24 protein-coding genes and 1 pseudogene are annotated in these 25,889 nt (G+C 70.9%); 15 read left to right on the top strand and 10 right to left on the bottom strand.

Translation table 11 applies throughout. The features are described 5' to 3' along the window. Nucleotides 1-44: 44 nt before the first annotated feature. Genes whiA through uvrC form a run of 4 tightly spaced genes read right to left on the bottom strand, consistent with a single transcriptional unit; the run spans nucleotide 45 to nucleotide 5,129 of the window. A complete protein-coding gene (gene whiA, locus OO68_RS23760; RefSeq protein WP_033310739.1) occupies nucleotides 45-1,034 on the bottom strand; it encodes a DNA-binding protein WhiA in 990 nt (329 codons plus the stop codon). Next, the gene (locus tag OO68_RS23755) at nucleotides 1,025-2,101 is read right to left on the bottom strand and encodes a gluconeogenesis factor YvcK family protein (RefSeq protein ID WP_033310738.1); all 1,077 of its coding nucleotides are present in this window, start codon (nucleotides 2,099-2,101) and stop codon (nucleotides 1,025-1,027) included. The genes whiA and OO68_RS23755 overlap by 10 nt, the downstream gene beginning before the upstream one ends. Further along, entirely contained in the window at nucleotides 2,098-3,057 is a 960-nt protein-coding gene (rapZ, locus tag OO68_RS23750) for an RNase adapter RapZ (protein WP_033310737.1), read from the bottom strand. The genes OO68_RS23755 and rapZ overlap by 4 nt, the downstream gene beginning before the upstream one ends. Further along, nucleotides 3,054-5,129 carry an excinuclease ABC subunit UvrC gene (gene uvrC, locus OO68_RS23745; protein ID WP_033310736.1) on the bottom strand — a complete coding sequence of 692 codons (2,076 nt, stop codon included), beginning with the start codon at nucleotides 5,127-5,129 and terminating at the stop codon, nucleotides 3,054-3,056. Before uvrC ends, rapZ begins: the two co-directional genes overlap by 4 nt. A gap of 255 nt (nucleotides 5,130-5,384) precedes the next feature. On the opposite strand from uvrC, the gene OO68_RS46915 reads away from it, so the two are divergent. The 4 genes from OO68_RS46915 to OO68_RS23730 all read left to right on the top strand — a co-directional run bounded on the left by OO68_RS46915 (nucleotide 5,385) and on the right by OO68_RS23730 (nucleotide 8,825). Continuing rightward, entirely contained in the window at nucleotides 5,385-5,546 is a 162-nt protein-coding gene (locus tag OO68_RS46915; protein ID WP_167345916.1) for a hypothetical protein, read from the top strand. A 259-nt stretch (nucleotides 5,547-5,805) separates the two neighbouring features. Beyond that, a complete protein-coding gene (locus OO68_RS23740) occupies nucleotides 5,806-6,753 on the top strand; it encodes a hypothetical protein (RefSeq protein ID WP_033310734.1) in 948 nt (315 codons plus the stop codon). Between the two features lie 123 nt (nucleotides 6,754-6,876). Beyond that, complete coding sequence (locus OO68_RS23735; RefSeq protein ID WP_033310732.1) at nucleotides 6,877-7,920, top strand: LacI family DNA-binding transcriptional regulator; 1,044 nt, start codon at nucleotides 6,877-6,879, stop codon at nucleotides 7,918-7,920. Continuing rightward, nucleotides 7,917-8,825, top strand: a complete 909-nt coding sequence (locus OO68_RS23730; RefSeq protein ID WP_033310731.1) for a carbohydrate kinase family protein — start codon at nucleotides 7,917-7,919, stop codon at nucleotides 8,823-8,825. Before OO68_RS23735 ends, OO68_RS23730 begins: the two co-directional genes overlap by 4 nt. A 43-nt stretch (nucleotides 8,826-8,868) precedes the next feature. Here OO68_RS23730 and OO68_RS23725 read toward each other — a convergent pair whose 3' ends face one another. Then, complete coding sequence (locus OO68_RS23725) at nucleotides 8,869-9,738, bottom strand: helix-turn-helix domain-containing protein (protein ID WP_033310730.1); 870 nt, start codon at nucleotides 9,736-9,738, stop codon at nucleotides 8,869-8,871. A 102-nt stretch (nucleotides 9,739-9,840) separates the two neighbouring features. Between OO68_RS23725 and OO68_RS23720 the strand changes: the two genes are divergently transcribed. Further along, nucleotides 9,841-10,392 (top strand): YceI family protein, encoded by a 552-nt coding sequence (locus OO68_RS23720; RefSeq protein WP_033310729.1) that lies wholly within the window; start codon nucleotides 9,841-9,843, stop codon nucleotides 10,390-10,392. Between the two features lie 68 nt (nucleotides 10,393-10,460). Here the strand turns inward: OO68_RS23720 and uvrA are convergent, their stop codons facing one another. Further along, entirely contained in the window at nucleotides 10,461-13,499 is a 3,039-nt protein-coding gene (uvrA, locus tag OO68_RS23715) for an excinuclease ABC subunit UvrA (protein WP_033310728.1), read from the bottom strand. Between the two features lie 222 nt (nucleotides 13,500-13,721). Between uvrA and OO68_RS23710 the strand changes: the two genes are divergently transcribed. The 4 genes from OO68_RS23710 to OO68_RS23690 all read left to right on the top strand — a co-directional run bounded on the left by OO68_RS23710 (nucleotide 13,722) and on the right by OO68_RS23690 (nucleotide 16,396). Next, nucleotides 13,722-14,414, top strand: a complete 693-nt coding sequence (locus OO68_RS23710; RefSeq protein WP_033310727.1) for a maleylpyruvate isomerase family mycothiol-dependent enzyme — start codon at nucleotides 13,722-13,724, stop codon at nucleotides 14,412-14,414. A 10-nt stretch (nucleotides 14,415-14,424) separates the two neighbouring features. Further along, nucleotides 14,425-15,078: an MBL fold metallo-hydrolase gene (locus OO68_RS23705; RefSeq protein ID WP_033310726.1), complete on the top strand. Its 654-nt coding sequence runs from the start codon at nucleotides 14,425-14,427 to the stop codon at nucleotides 15,076-15,078. A 434-nt stretch (nucleotides 15,079-15,512) separates the two neighbouring features. Beyond that, nucleotides 15,513-15,809, top strand: coding sequence for a hypothetical protein (locus OO68_RS23695; RefSeq protein ID WP_157852747.1), 297 nt, complete (start codon nucleotides 15,513-15,515; stop codon nucleotides 15,807-15,809). A 110-nt stretch (nucleotides 15,810-15,919) separates the two neighbouring features. Then, nucleotides 15,920-16,396, top strand: coding sequence for a GNAT family N-acetyltransferase (locus tag OO68_RS23690; RefSeq protein ID WP_033310721.1), 477 nt, complete (start codon nucleotides 15,920-15,922; stop codon nucleotides 16,394-16,396). A gap of 148 nt (nucleotides 16,397-16,544) precedes the next feature. Here OO68_RS23690 and OO68_RS23685 read toward each other — a convergent pair whose 3' ends face one another. Further along, nucleotides 16,545-17,279: a dienelactone hydrolase family protein gene (locus OO68_RS23685; protein WP_033310719.1), complete on the bottom strand. Its 735-nt coding sequence runs from the start codon at nucleotides 17,277-17,279 to the stop codon at nucleotides 16,545-16,547. Between the two features lie 502 nt (nucleotides 17,280-17,781). Here OO68_RS23685 and OO68_RS48620 point away from each other — a divergent pair. Beyond that, nucleotides 17,782-18,483 carry a recombinase family protein gene (locus OO68_RS48620; protein WP_078625426.1) on the top strand — a complete coding sequence of 234 codons (702 nt, stop codon included), beginning with the start codon at nucleotides 17,782-17,784 and terminating at the stop codon, nucleotides 18,481-18,483. A 172-nt stretch (nucleotides 18,484-18,655) separates the two neighbouring features. Here OO68_RS48620 and OO68_RS23680 read toward each other — a convergent pair whose 3' ends face one another. Together OO68_RS23680 and OO68_RS23675 are read right to left on the bottom strand one after the other, a co-directional pair. Further along, complete coding sequence (locus OO68_RS23680; RefSeq protein ID WP_033310717.1) at nucleotides 18,656-19,024, bottom strand: STAS domain-containing protein; 369 nt, start codon at nucleotides 19,022-19,024, stop codon at nucleotides 18,656-18,658. 5 nt (nucleotides 19,025-19,029) lie between these two features. Next, nucleotides 19,030-20,490 (bottom strand): PP2C family protein-serine/threonine phosphatase, encoded by a 1,461-nt coding sequence (locus OO68_RS23675; RefSeq protein ID WP_245237125.1) that lies wholly within the window; start codon nucleotides 20,488-20,490, stop codon nucleotides 19,030-19,032. 657 nt (nucleotides 20,491-21,147) lie between these two features. On the opposite strand from OO68_RS23675, the pseudogene OO68_RS44300 reads away from it, so the two are divergent. From OO68_RS44300 to OO68_RS23660, 4 genes and pseudogenes are all read left to right on the top strand, one after another. Continuing rightward, nucleotides 21,148-21,282, top strand: a pseudogene (locus OO68_RS44300) (MBL fold metallo-hydrolase); the annotation flags it as partial. Between the two features lie 321 nt (nucleotides 21,283-21,603). Further along, the gene (locus OO68_RS23670) at nucleotides 21,604-22,476 is read left to right on the top strand and encodes an ABC transporter substrate-binding protein (RefSeq protein WP_033310715.1); all 873 of its coding nucleotides are present in this window, start codon (nucleotides 21,604-21,606) and stop codon (nucleotides 22,474-22,476) included. Next, nucleotides 22,473-23,369 carry an amino acid ABC transporter permease gene (locus OO68_RS23665; protein ID WP_033310713.1) on the top strand — a complete coding sequence of 299 codons (897 nt, stop codon included), beginning with the start codon at nucleotides 22,473-22,475 and terminating at the stop codon, nucleotides 23,367-23,369. The genes OO68_RS23670 and OO68_RS23665 overlap by 4 nt, the downstream gene beginning before the upstream one ends. Then, the gene (locus OO68_RS23660; RefSeq protein ID WP_033310711.1) at nucleotides 23,366-24,118 is read left to right on the top strand and encodes an amino acid ABC transporter ATP-binding protein; all 753 of its coding nucleotides are present in this window, start codon (nucleotides 23,366-23,368) and stop codon (nucleotides 24,116-24,118) included. Before OO68_RS23665 ends, OO68_RS23660 begins: the two co-directional genes overlap by 4 nt. 55 nt (nucleotides 24,119-24,173) lie before the next feature. Here OO68_RS23660 and aroQ read toward each other — a convergent pair whose 3' ends face one another. Continuing rightward, entirely contained in the window at nucleotides 24,174-24,647 is a 474-nt protein-coding gene (gene aroQ / locus OO68_RS23655; RefSeq protein WP_033310709.1) for a type II 3-dehydroquinate dehydratase, read from the bottom strand. A 167-nt stretch (nucleotides 24,648-24,814) separates the two neighbouring features. Between aroQ and OO68_RS23650 the strand changes: the two genes are divergently transcribed. Beyond that, a complete protein-coding gene (locus tag OO68_RS23650) occupies nucleotides 24,815-25,870 on the top strand; it encodes a S66 family peptidase (RefSeq protein WP_033310707.1) in 1,056 nt (351 codons plus the stop codon). The last annotated feature ends 19 nt before the right edge of the window (nucleotides 25,871-25,889 follow it).

Raw genomic sequence — 25,889 nt, 5'->3', positions numbered from 1 at the left:
CACCCGAGTGGGCGCCGGTACCGGCTTTCTGACGTCGTGTGGGATCAGCCCACCAGGTTGTCGGCCAGCTCCTCGCTGAGGTTGGCCTCCGTGCCCGGGATGCCGAGGTCGGAGGCGCGCTTGTCGGCCATGGCCAGCAGGCGGCGGATCCGGCCGGCGACCGCGTCCTTGGTCAGCGGCGGGTCGGCGAGCGCGCCCAGCTCCTCCAGGGAGGCCTGCTTGTGTTCCATGCGCAGCCGGCCCGCGGCGGCGAGGTGCTCGGGCACGTCGTCGGCGAGGATCTCCAGGGCGCGCTGCACCCGCGCGCCCGCGGCGACGGCCGCGCGGGCCGAGCGGCGCAGGTTGGCGTCGTCGAAGTTGGCGAGCCGGTTCGCCGTGGCACGCACCTCGCGGCGCATCCGGCGCTCCTCCCAGGCCAGCACCGACTCGTGCGCGCCGAGGCGCGTCAGCAGCGCGCCGATCGCGTCACCGTCCCGGACGACGACCCGGTCCACCCCGCGCACCTCGCGGGCCTTGGCGGCGATCGACAGCCGACGGGCGGCGCCCACCAGGGCGAGCGCCGCCTCGGGACCCGGGCACGTCACCTCCAGGGAGGAGGAGCGGCCGGGCTCGGTGAGCGAGCCGTGCGCCAGGAACGCGCCACGCCAGGCCGCCTCGGCGTCGCAGGTGGCCCCCGAGACCACCTGCGGCGGCAGGCCGCGGATCGGGCGGCCCCGCCCGTCGACCAGGCCGGTCTGGCGGGCAAGCTGGTCACCGCCCGCCACCACGCGCACCACGTAGCGCGAGCCTCTTCGCAGCCCGCCCGGAGCCATCACGATCAGCTCGGAGCCGTGGCCGAAGATCTCCAGGATGTCCCGCTTGAGACGGCGGGCCGCCATCGCGGTGTCCAGCTCTGCCTCGATCACGATCCGACCGCTCACCAGGTGGAGGCCGCCGGCGAACCGCAGGATGGCGGAGACCTCCGCCTTTCTGCAGCAGGTCCGGGTGACGGGGAGCCGGGAGATCTCGTCCTTCACCGCTGCCGTCATCGCCATGGGCCGATCCTTCCATGCATCCGAAAAATACGGTCGTACGCGGCGGCCAACAGCTCCGGGTCGTGCCTCGGGGTTCCGTCGGGTCTGGCCACCGGCGCCAGCTCAACCGCGGCCCCGAACCGCTTGGCGGCATCGGTCAGGGAGTCGCGGTCGGGCACGGCGGCCTCGTCGGCCAGCACCACGTCCAGGGCGAGTTTAGGGGCGTGTCGTCCCAAAACCTCCAAATGACGCTGCGGGGAGAAGCCCTCGGTTTCTCCGGGCTGCGGCGCGAGGTTCAGGGAGAGTACCCGGCGGGCCTTCGTCTGGCTGAGCGCGTCCAGCAGCTCGGGCACCAGCAGGTGCGGGATGACCGAGGAGAACCAGGAGCCGGGGCCGAGCACCACCCAGTCCGCGTCCAGGACGGCCTCGACCGCCTCGGGCACTGCCGGCGGGTCGTTCGGCACGAGGTGCACGGACTGCACCTCGCCCGGGGTGAGGGCGACGGTCGCCTGGCCGCGGACCGTGTCGACCTCCTCCGGACGCGCCGGGTCGTGGCCCTTGACCAGGGCCTGCAGCTCCAGCGGCACGGCGGACATCGGCAGCACGCGCCCCTGGGCGCCCAGCAGTCGTCCGACCAGGTCGAGGGCCTGCACGTGGTCGCCGAGCTGCTCCCACAGGGCGACGATCAGCAGGTTGCCGACCGCGTGTTCGTGCAGGTCGCCCTGGGACTGGAAGCGGTGCTGGATGACCCGGGCCCAGGTCTGGCCCCAGTCGTCGTCACCGCACAGCGCGGCCAGCGCCTTGCGCAGGTCGCCGGGCGGCAGCACGCCGAGCTCGTCGCGCAGGCGCCCGCTGGAGCCGCCGTCGTCGGCCACGGTGACGACGGCGGTGAGGTCGCCGGTGATCCGGCGCAGCGCGGCGAGCGAGGCGGACAGACCCATGCCACCGCCGAGGGCGACGACCTTGGGCTGGGTGCCCCGGCGGCGCGGCTTGCCGCCCCGGGCCTCGGCGGGCCGGCCGCCCTTTCCGCCGTTGCCCTCGGGCACCACCCGGCGCAGCCGGCTCAGCCGCGGTGTACGTGGTGTCATTCGCGTCCCATGTCCCGGTGTACGACCACCGTCTCCACGCCCTCGGCGGCGAGCCGGGCGGCGAGCTTCTCCGACATGGCGACCGAGCGGTGCTTGCCGCCCGTACAGCCCACGGCGATGGTCACGTAGCGCTTGCCCTCGCGGCGGTAACCGGTGGCGACGAGCTGGAGCAGCTCCGTGTAGCGGTCGAGGAACTCCTTGGCGCCGGGCTGGTTGAAGACGTAGCCCGAGACCTCCTCGTTCAGGCCCGTGTACGGGCGCAGCTCCGGGACCCAGTGCGGGTTCGGCAGGAAGCGGCAGTCGACCACGAGGTCGGCGTCGACGGGCAGGCCGTACTTGTAGCCGAACGACATGACCGTGGCCCGCAGCTCCGGCTCCTCCTCGCCGGCGAACTGGGCGTCCATCTTGGCGCGCAGCTCGTGCACATTGAGGCTGGAGGTGTCGATCACCAAGTCGGCGTCGCCGCGCAGCTCGCGCAGCAGCTCGCGTTCGGCGGCGATGCCGTCGACGATGCGGCCGTCGCCCTGGAGGGGGTGCGGGCGGCGCACCGACTCGAAGCGGCGGACCAGGGCCTCGTCGGAGGACTCCAGGAAGACGATCCGCCGCGTGACGTTCTTCGCCTCCAGGTCGGCGAGGGACTCGCGGAGGTTGTCGAAGAAGCGGCGGCCGCGGACGTCGACGACGACGGCGATCCGCGCCACGTTGCCCTGGGAGCGGGCGCCGAGCTCCACCATGGTGGGGATCAGCGCGGGCGGCAGGTTGTCGACGACGAACCAGCCGAGGTCCTCCAGGCACTTCGCCGCCGTGGAGCGCCCGGCCCCGGACATGCCGGAGATGATCACCAGCTCGGGGATGGCCGCGTCAGGGACCGGGGTCTTCTCGTTGGGCGTGCCCGTACTCACCTGTGCTCCGTCTCCGGCGTGCTCTGTGCGGCTGTCGTGCTCGTTCACATTCATGTCTCCTGCCCCCGTCGTTCGTCCGGGGCGCCCGTCGTCACGGGTTCCCCACTGGAACCCATGGTGCCGGGTTCCTCCTCCATGATCTCTCCAGTCGCCGTGTTGACGGCGGGTGCGGCCGGAGCCGACCGGGCGAGGGCCACCGCGATCGTCTCGGCCGTCTTGCGGCCTATGCCGGGGACCTCGCAGATCTGGTCGATGGTGGCGGATCGCAGTTTCTTCAACGAACCGAAGTGCTTCAGAAGTGCCTGCTTGCGGGTGTCCCCGAGGCCGGGGACGTCGTCCAGGGGGCTGGAGCGGAATCGCTTGGACCGCTTGGTGCGCTGGTAGCTGATCGCGAACCTGTGGGCCTCGTCACGGACGCGCTGGAGCAGGTACAGACCTTCGCTGGTGCGGGGCAGAACCACCGGGTCGTCGTCGCCGGGCAGCCAGACCTCCTCCAGGCGCTTGGCGAGGCCGCACACGGCGATGTCGTCGATGCCGAGCTCGTCCATGGCGCGCCGGGCGGCCGCGACCTGCGGGGCGCCTCCGTCGACGACCACGAGCTGGGGCGGGTAGGCGAACTTCTTGGGGCGGCCGTCGTCCTCGGTGAGGCCGGTCCCGACGAGCTCGCCGTTCCTGTCGGTCTCAGGGGTCTCGGCGTTCTCCCCGTCGGTCCACTCGCCCGTCTTCTCCTTCTCGGCGAGATAGCGCCGGAAGCGGCGGCTGATCACCTCGTGCATCGAGCGGACGTCGTCCTGCCCGGCGAAGCCCTTGATCTGGAAGCGGCGGTACTCGCTCTTGCGGGCGAGCCCGTCCTCGAAGACAACCATGGAGGCCACGACGTCGTCGCCCTGGAGGTGGGAGATGTCGTAGCACTCGATCCGGAGCGGGGCGCTGTCCAGGTCGAGCGCGTCGGCGATCTCCTCCAGGGCGCGCGAGCGCGTGGTCAGGTCGGAGGCGCGCTTGGTCTTGTGCAGCACGAGCGCCTGCTGGGCGTTGCGCTGCACGGTCTCCATGAGGGCCTTCTTGTCGCCGCGCTGCGGGATGCGCAGGGAGACGCCGGAGCCGCGCCGCCCGGCCAGCCACCCCTGGACGGGCTCCACGGGGTCGGGCAGGGCCGGGACCAGGACCTCCTTGGGGACGGCGTCGCCCGTCTCCTCCCCGTACAGCTGCTGCAGGGCGTGCTCGACGAGGGCGCCGGTGGTGATCTCCTCCACCTTGTCGGTGACCCAGCCGCGCTGGCCGCGCACGCGTCCGCCGCGCACGTGGAAGATCTGGACGGCCGCCTCCAGCTCGTCCTCGGCGACCGCGATCAGGTCGGCGTCGGTCGCGTCGGCGAGCACGACCGCGTTCTTCTCCATGGCCTTCTTCAGGGCGCCGATGTCGTCGCGCAGCCGGGCCGCCCGCTCGTACTCCATGTCGTCGGCCGCTTCCGCCATCTGCTTCTCCAGGCGGCGGATGTAGGTGTTCGTCCGGCCGGTCATGAAGTCGCAGAACTCGTCGGCCAGTTCGCGGTGCTCCTCGGCGGAGACCCGGTCGACGCAGGGGGCCGAGCACTTGCCGATGTAGCCGAGGAGACAGGGGCGGCCGGTGCGGGCGGCGTTCTTGAAGACACCGGCCGAGCACGTGCGCACGGGGAAGACGCGCAGGAGCAGGTCGACCGTGTCACGGATCGCCCACGCGTGCGCGTACGGCCCGAAGTAGCGGACGCCCTTCTTCTTGTGACCGCGCATCACCTGCACGCGCGGGTACTCCTCGTTCATCGTCACCGCGAGGTACGGGTAGCTCTTGTCGTCGCGGTACTTGACGTTGAACCGGGGGTCGTACTCCTTGATCCACGAGTACTCCAGCTGGAGCGCCTCGACCTCCGTGGACACGACCGTCCACTCCACGGACGCTGCCGTGGTGACCATGGAGCGGGTGCGCGGGTGCAGGCCCGCCAGGTCCTGGAAGTAGTTCGCCAGGCGCTGGCGCAGGCTCTTCGCCTTTCCGACGTAGATCACCCGGCGGTGCTCGTCGCGGAACCTGTAGACCCCCGGCGAGTCGGGGATCTCACCCGGTTTGGGGCGGTAGCTGGAGGGGTCGGCCATGTCTCACACCCTACTGGCGGGCACCGACAGTCCGGCGCGGCCACGGGGCACGATCACGGTCCCGGCACGAGGGCAGTTTCCAACGGCATGTCCCGCTCAGGGGTTACGGCCCCCCGGGAGCGGGAATGGGGCTCACCCACGGGACACGGCGACGTCCGGCGGACGGAACCCCGTCCCGGTGCAGGCACAGGTTGTCGGTGCGGACCGTCGTTCCCGGTGCGGAGCGGGCGGGCCACGGGTCGGAGGGCTGCGCACATGAAGCAGATGCGGATCGAGAAAACCCGGCGGGCGGTCCGTGCCCGCCGGTACACGGACGAGCCGTTGGCGCTGCGCGACGCCCTGGACCCGCGCGACCCCGACATCACGCGCGCGAAGCGCCTGGCCCTGCGGGAACAGGGCGGAAGCGACCGCTCCTAGAAGCACACCACCCTACGGACGCCCGGGGCGTGCGCCCCGGGCGTCCGCATGTCCGGACGGCGTCGGCGGGCGCGGGTACGTCACTGTCCGGCATCAGGTGTTGTCGGGACCAGGTCAACACGCTTCAATGCGGGGGAACTCGGGGCCCTGAACGACGGCGTACGCATGTGAAGACCTGCCCCGCGCCGGCGGGACGGCACCCGGGCGGCCCGTGCGGACGGTCTGACCAGCCGTCGCCGACTCACAGAGAGGCCCCTGCATGCCGTACGCCCCACAGCACGCGGACGTCGCCACCGCGGAACTGGATTCGGCCCTGAGCGGCGGCCCCTTCCACGTCGCCCTGCGGGCCGCGATCGCCGCCCGCGGGCTGCCGCTGCAGCGCGTGCAGCACCATCTGTCGCGCCACGGGGTGAAGGTCGGCGTCACGAGCCTGAGTTACTGGCAGCAGGGGGCCAGGCGTCCGCAGCGCCCCGAGTCGCTGCGGGCCGTACGCGCGCTGGAGGAGATCCTGGAGCTTCCCGAGGAGTCCCTGATCCGGCTGCTCGCCGACTCCGGGGAGGGCCCGGCCGGGCTGCGGCCCGCCGCCCGTTCCTACCGCTCCCTCGTCGAGGCCTCGGGGGTGCTGGACCAGTTGCTGGCCGAGCTGGACTGCCCGCCGGACGGGGGTCTGCACGCCCTCGGCCACCACGAACGGCTCCGGATCGGGGCGCGGCGCGAGCTGGCGGAGCGCGAGTCGCACCACATCGTGCGCGCCCACCGGGACGGCATCGACCGTTTCGTGGCCGTCCACCACGGCGACCGGGGTGCCGAGCCCGAGCGCATGCGGGTGCACGCGCTGGAGAACTGCCGTACCGGACGCGTCCGTTGGCACCGTGACACGGGAGTGCTCGCGGCCGAGCTGCTCTTCGACACCCGGCTGCGGGCCGGGGACACCTTCCTGTTCCGCTACGGCGTCGAGGACGGCACGGCGGATACGTCACACGAGTACGTGCGCGGCTTCGACTCCCCCGGTGGCCAGTACGCCCTCCAGGTGTGCTTCGACGCGGCGGCCCTGCCGGTGCGCTGCCACCGCTTCGCCCAGCACTCGGTGGCGGCGCCCCGCAGCGGATGCCAGGACCTGGCGCTGAGCGGCCGGCACCGGTCGGTGCATCTGGTCGAGCCGCGGGTGCGGGCGGGGTTCCTGGGAATCGGCTGGGACTGGGGGTAGCGGACCGAGCCCTGAGTGACCTCTGTGGTTGTCACTCGGCGGCGCGTAAGCGATTGCGCAAACGTTTACGTCCGGCGATTTATGCGATACCTTCCCCGCCGGAAGCGGAGGGAGGGAACGCCCATGGCGACCATGGCCGACGTAGCGCGGAGCGCCGGTGTCTCCGTGGCGACGGTCTCGCACGTGCTCAACGGCACCCGGCCGGTGCTGCCGCACACCCGCCAGGCGGTCCTGGACGCCGTGGAGGAACTCGGCTACACCACGAACACACTGGCCCGTTCCCTGGTGACGGCCCGCACCCGGTCCATCGGGCTGGCGGTCTCGGCGATCAGCAACCCGTACTTCACGGAGATCCTCCAGGGCGTCGAGGCCGCCGCGCTGGAGGCCGGCTACAGCCTGCTGATCGCCGATCCGCACGACGACCCCGAGCACGAGCGCAAGGTCGTCCAGCTGCTGCACGAACGCCGGGTGGACGGCCTGATCATCGCGCCCTCGGCCGACCCGGGCGGGCTGCTCGCCTATCTGGGGCGGCACGACGTACCGGCCGTGTTCCTGGACCGGCTGGTGGACGGACCCGGGGCCGACAGCGGCCCGCGCTTCGACCAGGTGTGCGCCGACAACGCCGAACCGACGTCCCGGCTGGTCACCCATCTCGCCGGGCTCGGTCACCGCCGGATCGGGCTGGTGGCGGGGCGGCCGGGGCTCAGCACCACGAGCGAGCGGATCTCCGGCTACCGCAGCGGTCTCGCGTTCGCGGGGCTGGCGTACGACGGGCGGCTGCTGGTGCACGGCGATTCGGAGTCGGCCGGTGCCGAGCAGGCCACCGAGGCCCTGCTGTCCCTGGGCGTGCCGCCCACCGCGCTGGTCACCGGCAACAACGCCATGACCATCGGGGTGCTGCGCGCCCTGCGCGCGCACGGCCGGTCCGTGCCGGACGACATCGCCCTGTGCTGCTTCGACGACTTCGCCTGGGCGGACCTGTTCTCGCCCCGTCTCACCGCGGTCGCGCAGCCCGGCAGGGACATCGGCGCCCGGGCCGTCCACGTGCTCCTGGAGCGTCTCGCCGAGCCGGACCGGCCCGCCCGGACCGTGCGCCTGCCCTGCGCCTTCGTCCACCGCACGTCGTGCGGCTGCCCCAGCCCGTCCGAGGAAGGAACCCCGTCGTGATCGTCGTCGCCGGTGAAGCCCTGATCGACCTGGTACCGCGGGGCGCGGGTGCCCTGGCGGCCCTGCAGCCGGCGCTCGGCGGCGGCCCGTTCAACACGGCCGTGGCGCTGGGCCGCCTCGGCTCCCCCGCCGCCTTCTGCTCCCGGGTGTCGTCCGACGCCTTCGGAGAGGCACTGCTGGAGCGGCTGCACGCGACCGGGGTCGACGTGACCTCGGTGCAGCGGGGCACCGAGCCGACGACCCTCGCCGTCGCCACGGTCGGCGCGGACGGCTCGGCGGCGTACTCCTTCTACGTCGACGGGACGGCGGACCGGCTGTTCGAAGCGCCCTCCGCGCTGCCCTCCGGCACCCGCGCGGTGTCCTTCGGCACCTGCTCGCTGGTGCTGGAGCCGGGGGCGAGCGCGTACGAGGAGCTGATGCGGCGGGCGGCCGCGCAGGGCGTGTTCACGGCGCTGGACCCGAACATCAGGGCCGGGCTGATCCCCGACGCGGACGCCTACCGGGCACGGTTCAAGAGCTGGCTGCCGTCGGTGTCGCTGCTGAAGCTGTCCGCGGAGGACGCCGACTGGCTCGGGGGGACGCCCCGGGAGTGGCTGTCGGCCGGTCCGGCGGCGGTGGTGATCACCCGGGGCGGCGAGGGGCTGGCCGCCTACACGGCCGACGGCGGCGAGTACGCGGTGCCGGGCGAACGCGTGGAGGTCGTGGACACGATCGGCGCGGGCGACACGGTCAACGCGGCCCTGCTGCACGGGCTCGCCGAACGCGACGCCCTCAGCGCCCGGGCACTGGCCGAACTGGGCCCCGGCGGCTGGACGGAACTGCTGGGCTTCGCGGCCCGCGCGGCGGCGGTCACCTGCTCGCGGGCCGGGGCGGAGCCGCCGTACGCGCACGAGCTGGAGGGCTGACGCCGGGCGGCCCTTCCGGCGGCTGCGGAGGGGCCGGTCGCCTTCAGCCGGTCTCCCCCATCGCCACCGCGCGCAGGGCGCCGGGGCGGCGGCCGTTGAGCCGGTCCAGGGCGGCGGCCGTGGCGTCGTCCGCAGGCAGGTGGATGACGAGCCGCTGCCCCTCGTCGGGAAGCGCGAGCGTCTCCTGAAGCAGCCGCAGGGAACCGGCCTCCGGGTGCTCGATGTGCTGGGAGCCCGTCCGCCGCGGCGTCATGGCCAGATCGGCGAACCGGTCGGCGAAGTCCGCGCCCGCCGTCACGGTCAGCTCGTCGGCCAGCTCGGCGAGGGACGGGTCCCTCAGAGGGACGCCGTGCCGGAGCCGGGCGACGAGGTCGTCGGCCACCCGGTCCCAGTCGCGGAAGGCGCTCCGTGCCCGCTCGTCGGTGAACAGGTACCGGAGCAGGTTGGGCCGCTCGTCGTCCAGCATGCCGAGGGGGCCGGCCAGCCGCTCGTACCCGGCCGTGTGGGCGATGACGTCGCCGATCCAGTTGATCACCAGTGCGGGAGCCGGCTCCAGGCGGTCCAGGACGGCCCGTACGGTGGGGCGCGCCGCGCGGCTGAGTGACGGGGCCGCCCCGCAGACCAGGGGGTCGCCGCCGTCCGCCTCCTTGGTCAGGCGGCGCAGGAGCATCCGGTCGGTGAGGGAGAGGTTCAGGGCGTCGGCCAGGGCGCCGAGCACCTGGGCGGACGGATTGCGGTCGCGGCCCTGTTCCAGCCGGGTGAGGTACTCGACGCTGACGCCGGCGAGCGTGGCCAGTTCGGCACGTCTCAGGCCCGGGGTGCGGCGCCGGGGGCCTGTGGGCAGGCCCGCCTCGGCCGGGGTGACGGCTTCGCGCCAGGTGCGCAGGAACGTGCCCAACTCGTTGTCGCTCACCCGGACGAACGTACAGCGCCCGGGGGCGCGGAGGGTGGCCCCGTCACTACCAGGCTCCGGCCGGTCTCCCTTCGTCGCCGCGCGGCCCTCAGGGTGGAGGGCATGACGAATGACACCGCCACCACCGCCCTGCCGCTGGCCTCCGGTCAGTGGGCCCTCGACCCGTTCCACTCCTCCGTGAACTTCACCATCCGGCACCTGGGCATCGCCAAGGTGCGGGGGCGCTTCGAGCGGCTGGAGGCCGAACTGTTCGTCGGTGAGCGGATCGAGGACGTGCGTGTCTCCGCGACCGTCGACCTGGCCTCGGTCAACACCGGCAACGCCGACCGGGACGCGCATGTGCGGGCCTCCGACCTGCTGGACGTGGCGAAGCGCCCCACGATGACGTACCGCTCGACGAGGGTGTCGGGCGGGGGTGAGGACTGGACCATGGAGGGTGAGCTGACGATCGGCGACGTGACCCGCCCGGTGTCGCTCGCCGTGGAGTTCGGCGGGCTGGTCGATGTGCCCATGGACGGCAGCCGGCACGCCGGGTTCGAGGCGACGGGCGAGATCCGCCGCGGCGACTTCGGGCTGGACTTCGCCCCCGGCCTGCTCGGCGAAGTGGTCAAGATCCAGCTCGACATGCAGTTCGTGGAGCCGAAGAGCGCCTGAGCGCACACCGAACGCGCCGTGCCCCACAGGACGTTGCCTGTGGGGCACGGCGCGTGGAGCGGGACACCTCAGCCCTTGCTGGTCCGGGTCGTCTTCTTCGCGGCGGCCTTGGTGGTCTTGGCCGCCGTCTTCTTGGCGGCCGTGCTGTTGACCGTCTTGGTGGCGGTCGTGCGGGTCGACGCGGTCTTGGCCGCGACCGTCTTGGCCGCCGTCTTGCGGGCGGTCGTCTTGCGCGGGGCCTTCACCGAGGACGCGTCGCTGACGCGGTCGGCGCCGAGGATCTCCCGCAGGAACTTGCCGGTGTGGCTGGCCGGGACCCCGGCCACCTGCTCGGGCGTGCCCTCGGCGACCACCAGACCGCCGCCGGCGCCGCCTTCGGGGCCCATGTCGACGATCCAGTCGGCGGTCTTGATCACGTCGAGGTTGTGCTCGATGACGATGACCGTGTTGCCCTTGTCGACCAGTCCGGACAGGACCGTCAGCAGCTTGCTGATGTCCTCGAAGTGCAGACCGGTGGTCGGCTCGTCCAGGACGTAGACCGTGCGGCCGGTGGAGCGCTTCTGCAGTTCGCTGGCGAGCTTCACGCGCTGCGCCTCGCCGCCGGAGAGGGTGGTCGCGGCCTGGCCGAGCCGGACGTAGCCGAGGCCGACGTCCTTCAGGGTCTTCATGTGGCGGGAGATCGCGGGGACCGCCTCGAAGAACTCCGTGGCCTCCTCGATCGGCATGTTCAGGACGTCGGCGATGGACTTGCCCTTGTAGTGGACCTCCAGGGTCTCCCGGTTGTACCGGGCGCCGTGGCAGACCTCGCACGGGACGTACACGTCCGGGAGGAAGTTCATCTCGATCTTGATGGTGCCGTCGCCCGAGCAGTTCTCGCAGCGGCCGCCCTTGACGTTGAAGGAGAAGCGGCCGGGCAGGTAGCCGCGGACCTTCGCCTCGGTGGTCTCGGCGAACAGCTTGCGAATGTGGTCGAAGACGCCGGTGTACGTGGCCGGGTTGGAGCGGGGGGTGCGGCCGATGGGCGACTGGTCCACGTGCACGACCTTGTCGACCAGGTCGTCGCCCTCCACGCGCGTGTGCCGCCCGGGCACGCTCCGCGCGCCGTTCAGCTCGCGGGCCAGGTGCGTGTAGAGGATGTCGTTGACCAGCGTCGACTTGCCGGAGCCGGAGACGCCGGTGACGGCGGTGAACACGCCCAGGGGGAACGAGACGTCGATGTCCTGGAGGTTGTTCTCCCGGGCGCCGTGCACCGTGAGCTGCCGGGTGGGGTCCAGCGGGCGGCGGATCCCGGGCAGCGGGATGGCCTTCTTGCCGGACAGGTACTGACCCGTCTGCGACTCGGCGTTGGCGAGGAGCTCCTTCAGGGAGCCGCTGTGCACGACCTTGCCGCCGTGCTCACCGGCGCCGGGGCCGATGTCGACGACCCAGTCGGCCATCTTGATCGTGTCCTCGTCGTGCTCGACGACGATGAGCGTGTTGCCCATGTCGCGCAGCCGGACCAGGGTCTCGATCAGCCGGTGGTTGTCGCGCTGGTGCAGACCGATGGACGGTTCGTCGAGGACGTACAGGACGCCGACGAGGCCGGAGCCGATCTGGGTGGCCAGGCGGATGCGCTGGGCCTCGCCGCCGGACAGGGTGCCTGCCGCGCGGTTCAGCGAGAGGTAGTCCAGGCCGACGTCGACCAGGAACCGCAGCCGCTCGTTGACCTCCTTGAGCACGCGTTCGGCGATCTTCTTGTCGCGGGCGGTGAGCTTCAGCTCGCCCAGGAAGTCCGCGCAGTCGCTGATCGACATCGCCGAGACCTCGGCGATGGACTTGCCCATGACCGTGACCGCGAGGACGACCGGCTTCAGACGCGTGCCCTGACAGGTCGGGCAGGGCACCTCGCGCATGTAGCCCTCGAAGCGCTCGCGGCTGGAGTCGCTCTCGGCCTCGCTGTGCCGGCGCTTGACGAAGGGGACGGCGCCCTCGAAGGCCGTGGTGTAGCGGCGCTCGCGCCCGTAGCGGTTGCGGTAGCGGACCTCGACCTGGGTCTTGTGGCCGTGGAGCAGGGCCTTCCTGGCGCGCTGCGGCAGGCCGCCGAAGGGGATGTCCGTACGGAAGCCCAGCGCGTCGGCGAGGGCACCGATCAGCCGGCCGAAGTAGTCCTTGGTGTGGCCGTGCGACCAGGGGTGGATGGCACCCTCGTCGAGGCTCTTGTCCGGGTCCGGGACGATCAGCTCCGGGTCGACCTCCATGCGCGTGCCGATGCCGGTGCAGTCCGGGCAGGCGCCGAAGGGCGAGTTGAAGGAGAAGGAGCGGGGCTCCAGCTCCTCGAAGGACAGGTCGTCGTACGGGCAGTAGAGGTGCTCCGAGTACATGCGCTCGCGCTCGGGGTCGTCCTCGGGGAGGTCGACGAAGTCGAGCACGACCATGCCGCCGGACAGGCCGAGGGCGGTCTCGACGGAGTCGGTGAGGCGGCGCTTGGCGCCTTCCTTGACCGTGAGGCGGTCGACGACCACCTCGATGGTGTGCTTCTCCTGCTTCTTCAGCGTGGGCGGGTTCGAGAGCTGGATCGTCTCGCCGTCCACGCGCGCGCGGGAGTAGCCCTTGGTCTGGAGGTCGGAGAAGAGATCGACGAACTCGCCCTTGCGCTCGCGCACCAGGGGCGACAGCACCTGGAAGCGGCTGCCCTCCGGAAGCTCCAGGACCCGGTCGACGATGGCCTGCGGCGACTGGCGGGAGATCGGGCGGCTGCACTCGGGGCAGTGCGGCTTGCCGATGCGCGCGAAGAGCAGACGCAGGTAGTCGTAGACCTCGGTGATGGTGCCGACCGTGGAGCGCGGGTTGCGCGAGGTCGACTTCTGGTCGATGGAGACGGCCGGGGAGAGGCCCTCGATGAAGTCGACGTCCGGCTTGTCCATCTGGCCGAGGAACTGGCGGGCGTACGAGGAGAGGGACTCCACGTAGCGCCGCTGCCCCTCCGCGAAGATGGTGTCGAAGGCCAGCGAGGACTTGCCCGACCCCGACAGGCCCGTGAAGACGATGAGCGAGTCGCGCGGGAGGTCGAGCGAGACGTTCTTGAGGTTGTGCTCGCGCGCTCCACGAACGATGAGACGGTCGGCCACGCCGGTCCGCACCTTTCTTGAGAGAAGTGACAGGGGCGGGGCCCCCGTCTTTCTCAGACTAGGGGGAGCCACTGACAACGCCGGTCGGATTCACGGGTTGCCAACAAACCCCGGCTCTCCAGCATGCCCGACGCCACGTCCGACCATATAGCACGTGCTTTCGATTTACGGCACAGCTTCACCACCTTCACCCGAAGGAGTGGCGGAGCTAGGGTCAGGACCATGATTGATCACGCTCATGACCTGGCGTCTGTACGGGACGCGACGGAGCGGCTGCTGACCGCAGTCGGCAAACTGGACAACGCGTCTGTGACGCAGCCGTCACAGCTGCCCGGCTGGAGCCGTGGCCATGTCCTCGCCCACCTGGCGCGCAACGCGGATGCCCTGGTGAACGTGCTCGAAGGGCGCCCCATGTACGTCTCCGGCGGGGCCCGGGACGCCGACATCGAGCGGGACGCCCCCCGCGCCCTCGACGTCCAGCTCGCCGACCTGCGCGAGAGCGCGGCCCGCTTCCAGGAGGCCGGGGACGCTCCCGCGGACTGGTCGCGCACGGTGGAGCTGCGCAACGGGGTCACGGACTCCGCGTCCCGGGTGCCGTTCAGGCGGTGGGTGGAGGTGGAGCTGCACCACGTGGACCTGGGGATCGGATACGAGCTGGAGGACCTGCCGGCGGAATTCACCGAGCGGGAGATCGACTTCCTGGCCGACCGGTTCGCCGGGCACCCCGGCGTACCGGCCACCCGCGTCACGGACGGCACGCGCGCGTGGAGCACCGGACGGAACCCGGGCGGACAGGGGCCCGAGGTGACGGTCACGGGCCCCCCGGCCGACCTGCTGGGCTGGCTCGCCGGCCGCCGCGACGGATCCGCGCTGACCTCGGCCGGCGGCCCGCTTCCGGCGCTGCCGCCGCTATAGGCTGGCGGACATGACGTACAGCGGAGAGGTGACGGTCGGCGGACCGGCCGATGTGCACGAGCTCAAGGACCTGATGATCACCAAGATCGCGGTGGGTCCGATGAACAACAACGCCTATCTGCTGCGCTGCCGGGCCACGGACGAGCAGCTGCTGATCGACGCCGCCAACGAGGCGGACACACTGCTCGGCATGATCGGTGGCGACGGCATCGCGTCCGTCGTCACCACCCACCGGCACGGCGACCACTGGCAGGCGCTCGCCGAGGTGGTGGCGGCCACCGGCGCCCGCACCTACGCGGGCCGGGAGGACGCCGAGGGCATCCCCGTACGGACGGACGTGCCGGTCGACGACGGCGACACCATCCGGGTGGGGCACGTGGAACTCACCGCGCGCCACCTGGTCGGGCACACGCCCGGTTCGATCGCCCTCGTCTACGACGACCCGCACGGGCACCCCCATGTGTTCACCGGGGATTGCCTGTTCCCCGGCGGGCCTGGCCGGACAACACAGCCTGAAGAGTTCAACTCTCTGATGGACGGCCTGGAGACCAAGGTATTCAACGTCCTGCCCGACGAGACCTGGGTCTACCCCGGCCACGGCAACGACACCACCATCGGCACGGAGCGGCCCCACCTCGCAGAGTGGCGCGCACGAGGCTGGTAACCGTCCAACGACGACCGCCCCCGATTCGAAAACGAAGGGGGGCGGTCGCGCGTTCAGGCCCGTTCCGCGCTCGGGAGAATCATGCCCCCACGGACGGTGGCCTACAGAGCACCGTCACCGACGCCGACAGCAGTGACCGCCAGGGTCGGGGGGACTGTTGCATGGGCTGCGGCCTGCTGGGCGGGCTTCACCTGGCAGGCAGCGGAACCTCCCACCTCTCCGCAATCCATCCCTTCGGCTCCCAGCCGTACCGCCTCAGTGTTCTACCCTCTTCTACCCGTCCGGCCGCGTATAGCAGATCGACCGCCAGCGTCATGGCGCCGGTATTGCCAGCTTCAGCGTGAAACCGCAGCCGCTCCAAGGCCTCGGCTATCCGTGTGGGCTTCTGCAACAACCAGGCATAGTCGTCCCTCAACATCAGTGGGGCCCACTCCGTGGTAACCCTCGCGCCGTCGACGACGTTGCGCTGGACCCAGGTCGCTGTGACCCGAGGGCTGCGACGGCTCGGGCCACCCGGGCACCGCGTGCTGGTGTGGCGGCCGGCCGACGCGACACAGTTGGCGAGCTGGGACGTGCGCCGCGCCGCCGAACTCCCCGGCGGCCGAGTGGACCGCGTCATGCGGCGCGACGAGGAGGCGAAGGAGTCGACCTCCTCCCGGTGGGCAAGGTTCCACGCGTGGGAGGCGAAGTGGCTGCTTGCCCTGGTCTACGCGATGCTCACGGGGGTGTGACCCAGATACGCGTCAAAGGGGAAGTGGCCCCGCACACCACAAGAAGGGAACCAAGCCCCGCCGGACCCACGGCGAGCACCAACCGCCCATACGCTGCCACGATGCATCCCATGGACGTCGAGAACCTCAGCGGGCTTCAAGTGGGCCGCGCGGATTCATCGGACTGGCCCGCGTTAGCCAAGATCGATTCCGTCGCAGCAGCAGGCGACCACACACGACGGGGCAATATCCGGCGCTGGTGCGAACAGGGTGTGGTCCTCATGGTCCGAGACTCATCCGGACCTTTGGGTTACAGCGTGCTGGAGTACACCTTCTTCGAGCAGGGCTTCGTCACCATGCTGATGGTCGCCCCCAGTGCCCGCCGACGCGGTGTGGGCGCACGTCTCCTCACGGCCGTCGAGACCGTATGCACCACCACGAAGCTGTTCACCTCAACCAACGTCTCCAACCACGCCATGCAACAACTACTACAACGCGCCAGCTGGCACCCGGTCGGCCTGCTCCACGGCCTGGACGAGGGAGATCCCGAACTCTTCTACCTCTGCCCGAGTACTCGACTCCGCGACGCCGCAGGCACCGGAGGTTGAACAACAAGCTGAGCCGCCCCCGCGCTAGCGGGGGCGGCCCTGCGCCACGGTGGATCACCGGTCGTTCACAGTGCGGGCGCGGCCCCAGGCGGCATTGGCCAGCCGGCGCAGAGCCGTGTACTTCAGGTGCGGTCTCCGAGCCGGAGCCTCAACTGTTACCCAGGGCGCGGCCCAAAAGAGGGAGCAGGCGGTCCCAGTGACGCTTCAGCCCGGAGGCGCTGAAAGCGTCGGTGTCGGACATGGTGAAGCCATGGACGGTGCCGGGGTAGATCTCGGAGGTGTAGCTGACACCTGCGGCATCAAGGGCCTGATTGAGCTCGTCGAGGGCCTCAGGCGTCAAGTCGCTCTCGGCATGGCCGAAGTGAACCTCAGCAGTGAGCTTCAAGAGACTGTCGGGCCCGTCGACTCCCACTGGGCCGTGGAATGCGGCGAGGGCGGCCACCTGGCCAGGGTGAGCAGCGGCGGTGCGCGTCGCCAGGAGGCCGCCGATGCAGTAGCCGGTCACCGCGACCGGACCGGCGTCGACCTCGGGCTGAGCGGTGAGGAACTTGAGATAGGCGTCGGCGTCGCTCAGGACACGTTCTGTGGTGTGCGCCTCGATCATCGGCATCAGCTGGGCGAAGACAGCGGGCCGGACCTCCTCTCCGATGTGCTCAGGAAGCTCTATCACCGGAGCCGGGCCGTGCCGGTAGAAGAGGTTGGGGACGAGCACGTAGTACCCGTGCCCGGCCAGTTCGCGGGCCATCTCCCGCAGCACGGGCCGGATACCGAAGCCGTCCGCGTACATCAGCACCCCCGGGTACCGCCGGCTACCGTCGGGGAAGGCGGCGAACGCGTCGGCCTGGCCGTCCGCGGTGGGAATCTGCAGCATCTTGATGGGCACGAAGTCTCCTGTCGTGGTTGATGTGTCGAGCCTGTGATCAACACGACGGAGGCGGAGCCCGCGCAGCAGCGCAAGAACCTCGATCGAACAGCGGGCCCGCACAGGCCCGTACGGCGCTCAGAAGAGCACCGGGTCGCCAATCCGTGTGCGGCGCGATGCCATCCCGGTAGTCATCCCCACAACATAGTCCACCGCCCCGACCATCCGGTGCGACAACATGACTGGGAGCGGAACGTAACGGCCGTCACGCTCCGCACTCGCAGAAATGAGTAGTCCTGAGAGATCGCGATCACCACCGGACCGCGCCCGGTTTGCCCCTCATCTCCGTTCTCACAACCTCTCTCAAAACAGCTTTCGTACAGGCCCCTTGCGATAGGTTCTGCGACGTGACACAGCTCGCCGAACTGGCCGCCGCTGTCGAACAGTTCGGCTGTCCGACCTGTGAGGTGCCTGCCGCACCCGCGGCGGCAAGGTCGCCCCGAAGTACCACACCCCGCGGTTCGTGCTCGTCCCCCAACTCCGTGCCGAACTCGAAGTCCGCACCCCTTCCGACCGCGGCCCCGGCCGCGCGTGGGAGGTGGGCCCGGCGATCGAGGCCGCGGTCCCGGAGGCCGCGACGAAGCCCACGAGGGTGGGGTACGCCCGTTGCAGTACCGCTCAGCAAGAGCTCCAGAGCCAGCTCGACGCCCTGGAAGAGGCGGGCTGTGACCCGGTCTTCGCGGAGAAGATCAGCACCCGGGTCAAGGTGAGGCCGGAGTTCGTCAAGGGGATGGACTTCGCCCGCAGCATCAAGATGGCCGTCCCGCATCAGCGGGTGATCTTCACGGTGCACAAGATGAAACGCCTCGGCCGCAGCGCCGCCGAGCTGCTGACCATCGCGAGGACCTGCGCCACCACGACATCCAGCTTGAACTCCTCACCGGCTCCCTTCAGGGGGTCAAGCGGCCCTCGGTCGCTACCGTCTACCGCATCCTCGCCGAGGACGTCGACCGCACCGAATGAGCCCGGACGCCATCAGGGCTTCCGCCCGCGCGAGCCCGGCCGCCGTGGGCGGCGGCCGCTGTACGTCAACCGGTTCACATACAGCCCTGGGCAGGCGCTGGCACCCGGGCGTCGTCCAGCCGCCGCGAGTTGCGGTGGAGCGTCGTCCCGGAGTTGCGGTCTACCGCAAGTCGGGGATGCGGGTGGACCGCAACGGAACTAGATCAACGGGAACCAGATCAACCGCAACCGCTCCCTGGCGTCCGCCGCTGCCAACCGCGACGACGGCCTCGGGGACTGAACCCCACCCGAGGCCGCCTGGCCGTTCGTTGTACCACCGCACAGGCCGGGCTTCGCCGCCCGGGGAGCGACGCGAGAGGCGGGCGACGAGCGGTTCAGGCGGCGTCGGGGGCGCCCTGGTGGGCGCTGAGCGCGTCGGCGGTGCTCGCGTAGTGGGGCAGGAGGCTGTCCACTCCGGTGAGGGTGAGCATGCGCATCAGCCGGTCGGGGATGGCGGCCAGGGCCAGGGAGCCGCCCGCTTCCTGGGCGCCGTGCCAGATGCCGATCAGTGCGCTGAGGCCGGCGGAGTCACAGAAGCCCACACCCGACAGGTCCAGGATCAAGTGGTGGTGGCCTTGGTCGATCAGCTCCAGCGCGCGGGTACGCAAGCCGGGCGCGGTATGCAGGTCGACCTCACCGGTGACGGTGGCGACCGCTGCGGGGCCGGGGGTGGCGGTCAGGGTCAGCTCGATGTCCTCGGTCATGGCGGTCAGTGCTCCTCGCCGACGGGCGCGGCGGTGGTGTGGGCGGTGAATTCGGCCCCCGTCGCGGCGGCGGCCTGGTCGGGAGCGGGAACCGACAGAGCCAGCAGGGCGACGTCGTCACTCGCTCCCTCGGGCAGGGCGTCCAGCAGACCGACGGTGTCCTGGACCAACTGCGCCGCCCCACACGAGGCGGGACGAGCGGTGAGGAAGCCCGTAAGGCCCTCGTCACCGAGCATGGCGTCGGTGCTGACGCGCGCCTCGGTCAGGCCGTCGGTGTAGAGGAGCAGGGCCTGGCCTTCGGCGAGGTGGAGGGTGGTGGAGGCGAAGCAGGCGCCGGGGAAGGCCCCGATGAGCATGCCGCCCTTGGGACTGACCGCTTTCACCCGCGTGTGCGTGGCGGGCCCGGCTTCGGGCGGGGCGGGGCTGAGGTGGTAGGCCGGGGGGTGGCCACCGGTGGCCAGCTCCACCGTGAAGCCCCCGGCCGCATCAGGGGTGAGGATGGCGAAGAAAGCTGTGCAGAACCGGCTGCCCGCCCACACATCGGCCAGCAGGGCGCTGTTCAGGGCCTCAAGTACCGCGACAGGATCGTCCGTGTGCTGGGCGGAGGCCCGCAGGGTGTAGCGGGCCAGGGAGGTGATAGTGGCCGCCTCGGCGCCCTTGCCGCACACGTCCCCCAGGAACAATCCCCACTTCCCGGCGGGCAGGGGGAAGACGTCGTAGAAGTCTCCGCCCACGTCGTGCACGGACGCGGTGTGGTAATGACAGGCCAGCTCCAGGCCGGGCACCGTCGGCAGCGCCGGCGGCAACAGAGTGCGCTGCAAAGTGGAGGCGAAGGAGGCGATCGCCGCCTTGTCCCTCTCCGCCTGCTCCCGGGCCGCCCGCTCAGCCTCAGCGGCCCGCTGCTCCTGACGCACGGTGCGCAACGCGGACAGGCGCAGCTCCATCTCGTCCAGCACGATCGCCGCCAGATCGGTCAGGGTGGCAGTCTGTTCGGAGGTGATGGAGCGGGCCTTGGTGTCCAGGACGTTGACCGTGCCCAGCTTGTGCCCGTCCGTCGTGGTGATCGGCGCGGCGGCGTAGAACCGCACGCCGAGCGGCCCGGTGACCAGCGGGTTGGCGCAGGCGACGTCGTCGAGCAGAGTGTCGGGAATGACCAGCGCATCGTCCCGCAGGACCGCGGAGCCGCACAGGCCCGGGTCCCGGCCGATCTCGCTGACCCCGTCCAGGCCGTGCGCGGCCTTGAACCAGATCCGGTCCTCGTCCACGATCGTCACCGTCGCCACGGGGACGTCGAACAGGCGGGCTGCCAGCGCAGCCACCCGGTCGAACGCGCCGTCGGGCGGAGTGTCGAGGATGTCGTAGCGGCGCACCGCCTCCATCCGGCCGACCTCGACTACCTCGTCGGGCACCAGATGCAGGCGCTTGTCAGTAGCGCCCTCCTCGGATGCCGAAGCCTGCTCGGGCATCGGCCTTCCACCTCTCAGACATCCCGCAGCCACCTAGCGCGGCGCGGGCCAGCGGAAAGCCTAAGCGGAACGGAATGTGCAAAGGCCATCGGGTGGCACCTCACAGCCCACCGAGGCCGGACAAACCGGCACGGATCGCCGGGTTGTCGCGCTACTTGCGCAGGTCCACGCGCGCGGGCACGGGTAAGTACCTCCTTCGGATCCATTGGCGCACCGTTAAGGCGACGACGGGACTGCGAACGCCGACTTCCAGCGCTACGCCCGGCCTCTCGGCATCCGCCGCTACGACCGCTCACCCGCCAGCAGGGCGGCACACTTCGAGGACTCCGGCGGTCGCGGGTACTACCAGCACGGCCGGGACGGGCAGCTGCACGAAGTCAGCACCGGCGAGCCGGTCGAGTTCGACCAGCACGGCAACCACGACGCCCTGAGAAGCCGTGTCACCTCTTTGTTCTGAGTAATCCGGGCTGGCCAACGAGGATGCGCCAGGGCCCTGGAGTTCAGACTCAGGACGTGGGGGGACGGCGCGGTGAAGAGGTTCCAGGTCGCCGTGCAGAGCGGCGTGGAGTGCGGCCGCGAGCTCACGGGCCCGCTCCTCGCGCGACACGTTGTGATCATGAAGTAGATCGGTCCGGTGTATGCGTCCGCACCGACCTCGTCCTCCACGACGTCGAGACCAAGATCTTCGACGTCCTTCCGGACGAGACCTGGGTCTACCCGGGGCACGGCAACGACACGAGCCTGGGCGCGGAGCGCCCGCACCTGCCGGAGTGGCACGCGCGCGGGTGGTGAACGGCTGTGCGGGGCGCGGTCGCGTCGAGCGGTGAGCCGCGCACGCGCCCCGTGTGAATCGTTCGCACACGCCGGTGTCGCACACGCGCTCCCCTCGAAGCTGGTTGCGCAGTCAACTGTTGGCAGCCCCGCGCAGGATGACGGCTCCTGGGCGGATGGGCCGCCGGCCTGTCGATCCCCGCCCTCGGCCGGCGGCCCCGGCGCATGCCAACACGGCCGCATCCGGGGCGTGTTCACGAGATTGCAACACCCGTTCCCACGATCCGGACATGTGGCGTCGTGACCTCGACAGACGGGACCGTCGGCTGTCAATCTCCCGCCATGCATCCTGCCCCGCGCACCCTGTGCCGCGCTGCCGTCGCCGTCGTACTGCTCAGTGCCGCCGTGAGCTGCGCTCCGCAGCCTGAGGAGTCGGGCGAGCCGTCGTCGTCCGCCGGAAGCACGTGTGAGAAGGGCGCGTTGGCCACCCGGACCTCGGGCAGGCTGACGATCGCCACCGACGAGCCCGCCTACGAGCCGTGGTTCAAGGACGGCAAGCCCGCCAACGGCAAGGGGTTCGAGTCGGCGGTCGCCTACGCCGTGGCCGACCGGCTCGGTTACGCCAAGGACGAGGTCGCCTGGCAGACCGTCCCTTTCAACAAGGCTTTCGCACCCGGTGAGAAGACCTTCGACTTCGACATCAACCAGGTGTCCGTCAGCGAGGAGCGCAAGAAGGCCGTGGACTTCTCCTCCGGCTACTACGACGTGCGCCAGGCCGTCGTCGCGCTGAAGGGCTCCAAGGCCGCGAAGGCGAAGAGCATCGCGGATCTGAAGGGCGTGAAGCTGGGCGCCCAGGTCGGCACCACCAGCCTCGCCTCCATCGACGACGTGGTGAAGCCCGAGCAGGCCGCGGCCGTCTACGCCAAGAACGACCAGGCCAAGTCCGCGCTGAAGAACGGCCAGGTCGACGCGATCGTCGTCGATCTGCCGACCGCGTTCTACATCACCGGGACCGAGGTCACCGACGCGACGATCGTCGGTCAGTTCGAGCAACAGGGCGGCACACCGGAGCAGTTCGGCCTCGTGCTGGACAAGGGCAGCGCGCTCACCTCCTGCGTCTCGCGGGCCGTGGACAGCCTGCGCGGGGACGGCACGCTCGCGAAAATCGAGCAGCAGTGGCTGTCGGACGCCGTCGACGCGCCGGTGCTCAAGTGACGCTCGACAAGGAGGAGCTGGGCTCCGGCGAGCGCGATACGCCAGACGACTACATGCCGTCGCAGCGGCGCCGGGACCGGGAGCGGTACAGCCGCGCTCGCGCCCGGCGCGCGACGGCGATCGGCGCGCTCTCGACCCTCGTCACCGCGGTCGTCCTCTACCTCGTCGTCGTCAGCGCCCCGGGCTGGCCGCGCACCAAGGAGACCTTCTTCGACCCGGGGTACGCGCGCGAGGCGCTCCCGAAGGTCCTGGAGGGGCTGTGGCTGAACGTCCGGCTGCTGCTGGTCTGCGGCGCCGCCGTGCTCGTCCTCGGCATGCTGATCGCCGTCGCCCGCACGCTGCGCGGCCCGGTGTTCTTCCCCTTGCGGTTCCTGGCCGCGGCGTACACGGACTTCTTCCGGGGGCTGCCGCTCATCATCAACCTGATGATCGTGGTCCTCGGCGTCCCGGCCCTGCGGCTCCAGGGGGTGACCGTCGACCCGGTGCTGCTCGGCGGCACAGCGCTCACCCTGACCTACTCCGCGTACGTGGCCGAGGTGTTCCGCGCCGGCATCGAGTCCGTGCATCCCTCGCAGCGCGCCGCCGCCCGCTCGCTGGGGCTGAGCAACCGGCAGGCGCTGCGGTACGTGGTGCTGCCCCAGGCGGTGCGGCGTCAGGTGCCGCCGCTGCTGAACGACCTGGTGTCGCTGCAGAAGGACACCGGACTCGTCTCGATCGGCGGTGCGGTGGACGCTGTACGGGCCGCCGACATCATCGTGGGCCGCAGCCTCAACTACACGCCCTACATCGTCGCGGGGCTGGTCTTCGTCGCGCTGACCATCCCCATGACCCGCTTCACGGACTGGGTGACGGCACGGATGGACCGCCGGCAGGCCCAGGGAGGAGCCATATGAGCCAGACCCCCGTGCTGCGCATGGAGTCCGTCCGCAAGACCTTCGGCGGCTCGGTCGTCCTGCGGGACGTCGACCTGGAGGTCGCCCCGCACACCGTCACCGCTCTGATCGGCGCATCCGGCTCCGGCAAGTCCACCCTGCTGCGGTGCGCGAACCTGCTGGAGGAGATCGACGACGGGGCGATCTGGCTGGACGACGAGGAGATCACCGACCCGCGGGCCGACCAGGACGCCGTGCGGCGCCGGATCGGCGTGGTGTTCCAGGCGTACAACCTGTTCCCGCACATGTCGGTGCTGGACAACATCACGCTCGCCCCGCGCCGTGTGCACGGTGTGCCCCGGGCCGAGGCCGAGGCACGCGCGCGTGAACTGCTGGAGCGGCTGGGGCTCGGTGGGAAGGCGGGCGAGTATCCGGACCGGCTGAGCGGCGGCCAGCAGCAGCGGGTGGCGATCGTGCGCGCCCTGGCCGTACGCCCCCGGCTGCTGCTGCTCGACGAGATCACCGCCGCCCTCGATCCCGAGCTGGTGGGCGAGGTGCTCACCGTCGTCCGCGGTCTGAAGGACGAGGGCATGACCATGGTGCTGGCCACCCACGAGATGGGCTTCGCCCGGGAGGTCGCCGACCAGGTGTGCTTCCTGGAGGGCGGCGTGGTGCTGGAGCGCGGCACCGCCGAGCAGGTCTTCGGGGATCCGCGGCAGGAGCGCACGCGGCGTTTCCTGCGGCGGATCGTGGAGGCGGGGAGACTGTAGGAAGCCGGGCGGTAAGGGGCGCCCACCATGGTCGGCGGTCCTTACCCGCACCGGCTCACGCCTTCGCCGTGCCCGGCCCCGCCAGCGCCGCGACGCGCTCCACACCGAACACGTACCCCTGCACACCGCAGCCCGCGATGACCCCGTCGGCACGCAGCGAGACGTACGAGTGGTGCCGGAACGCCTCGCGCTGGTGGATGTTGGAGATGTGGACCTCCAGCACCGGCAGACCGTCACAGGTGTTGAGGGCGTCCAGGATGGCGACGGAGGTGTGCGAGTAGGCACCGGGGTTGATCACGATGCCGCTGTGGTTCAGCCGCGCCTCGTGGATCCAGTCGACCAGCTCGCCCTCGTGGTTGGACTGGCGGAAGTCGACGGTTCCGCCGTGGGCGGCCGCCGCCTTGGCGCACAGGGCCTCGACGTCGGCGAGTGTGTCCGAGCCGTAGATCTCGGGCTGGCGCTGGCCCAGGAGGTTCAGGTTGGGCCCGTTGAGGATCATGATCGGGGCGTGGGCCAGGGTGCGGGGCACGGTTCCTCCGGTCCGTTCGGGGTCGCGCGGTCCGTGGTGGACGGCCGCTCACTGCCGGTCTATCACGGTGCGCGGGCCGATCTCCTCCCGGTGTGGGGCCGGCAGACCGTCCCGCAGGCCGGTTTATCACGGTGCGCCGGCAGCTCACCGGACCGTAGCCTCCCGGTATGACGACCCCTCCGAGCCCGGCCTGTCCTCCCAAGCCGTCCGCCGGCGACCGCATCGCCGTGATCTCGCCCTCCTCCGGTCTGCCGGGGCTCTTCCCGCTCCCCTACGAGCTGGGCCTGGAGCGGCTGCGCAAGGAGTACGGGCTGGAACCGGTCGAGTATCCGGCGACTCGCACGATGGGCTCCACGCCGAAGGAGCGGGCCGACGACATCCACGCAGCCTTCGCCGACCCGGGGATCAAGGCCGTCATCGCGTCGATCGGCGGCGACGACCAGATCACCGTGCTGCCCTACCTGGACCGGGAGTTGATCCGCGCCCACCCGAAGCCGTTCTTCGGGATGAGCGACAACACGAACCTGCTCGCGTTCCTGCGCACCTGCGGCATCGTCGGCTTCCACGGCGGGAGCGTGATGTGCGAACTGGGCCGCCCCGGGGCCATGCACCCACTGACCGCCGAGTCCCTGCGGGCGGCCTTGTTCACCTCGGGGCCGTACGAGTTGAGGCCCGCCGAGCGGTGGCGTGACATCGACCGGGACTGGGCGGACCCGGCGACGTTCGACGCGGAGCCGGAGACCCGCCCCGGGTCCGGCTGGACCTGGGTGAACCCCGACCGGGTGGTCGAGGGCCGCAGTTGGGGTGGCTGCCTGGAGATCCTCGGCTGGCTGCTGATGGCCGACCGGGAGGTCGCACACGATCTGTCGGAGTACGACGGCGGCGTGCTGCTCCTGGAGACCTCCGAGGGCATGCCGAGCGCAATGGAGGTCTTCGCCACCCTGCGGAACATGGGCGAGCGCGGGCTGCTGGGGCGCTTCCCGGCCCTGCTCATGGGCCGGCCGAAGACATGGTCCTTCGAGCAGCCCAACACCCCGGAGGAGGGAGCTCGTTACGCGGCCGGCCAACGCGAGGCCGTCCTGCGCGCCATGCGGATGTACACCCCCGACACCACGATCGTCTTCGACGTGGACTTCGGGCACACCGATCCGCAGCTGGTGATCCCTTACGGGGGGACCGTACGCGTGGACGGTCCGGCCCGGCGCATCACGGTCACGTACTGAGGGCCCCCATGGCCCTCCG

It is taken from the genome of Streptomyces iakyrus (genome assembly GCF_000717055.1).
Taxonomy (GTDB): domain Bacteria; phylum Actinomycetota; class Actinomycetes; order Streptomycetales; family Streptomycetaceae; genus Streptomyces; species Streptomyces iakyrus.
This window is presented reverse-complemented; position numbering and strand designations above follow the sequence as displayed.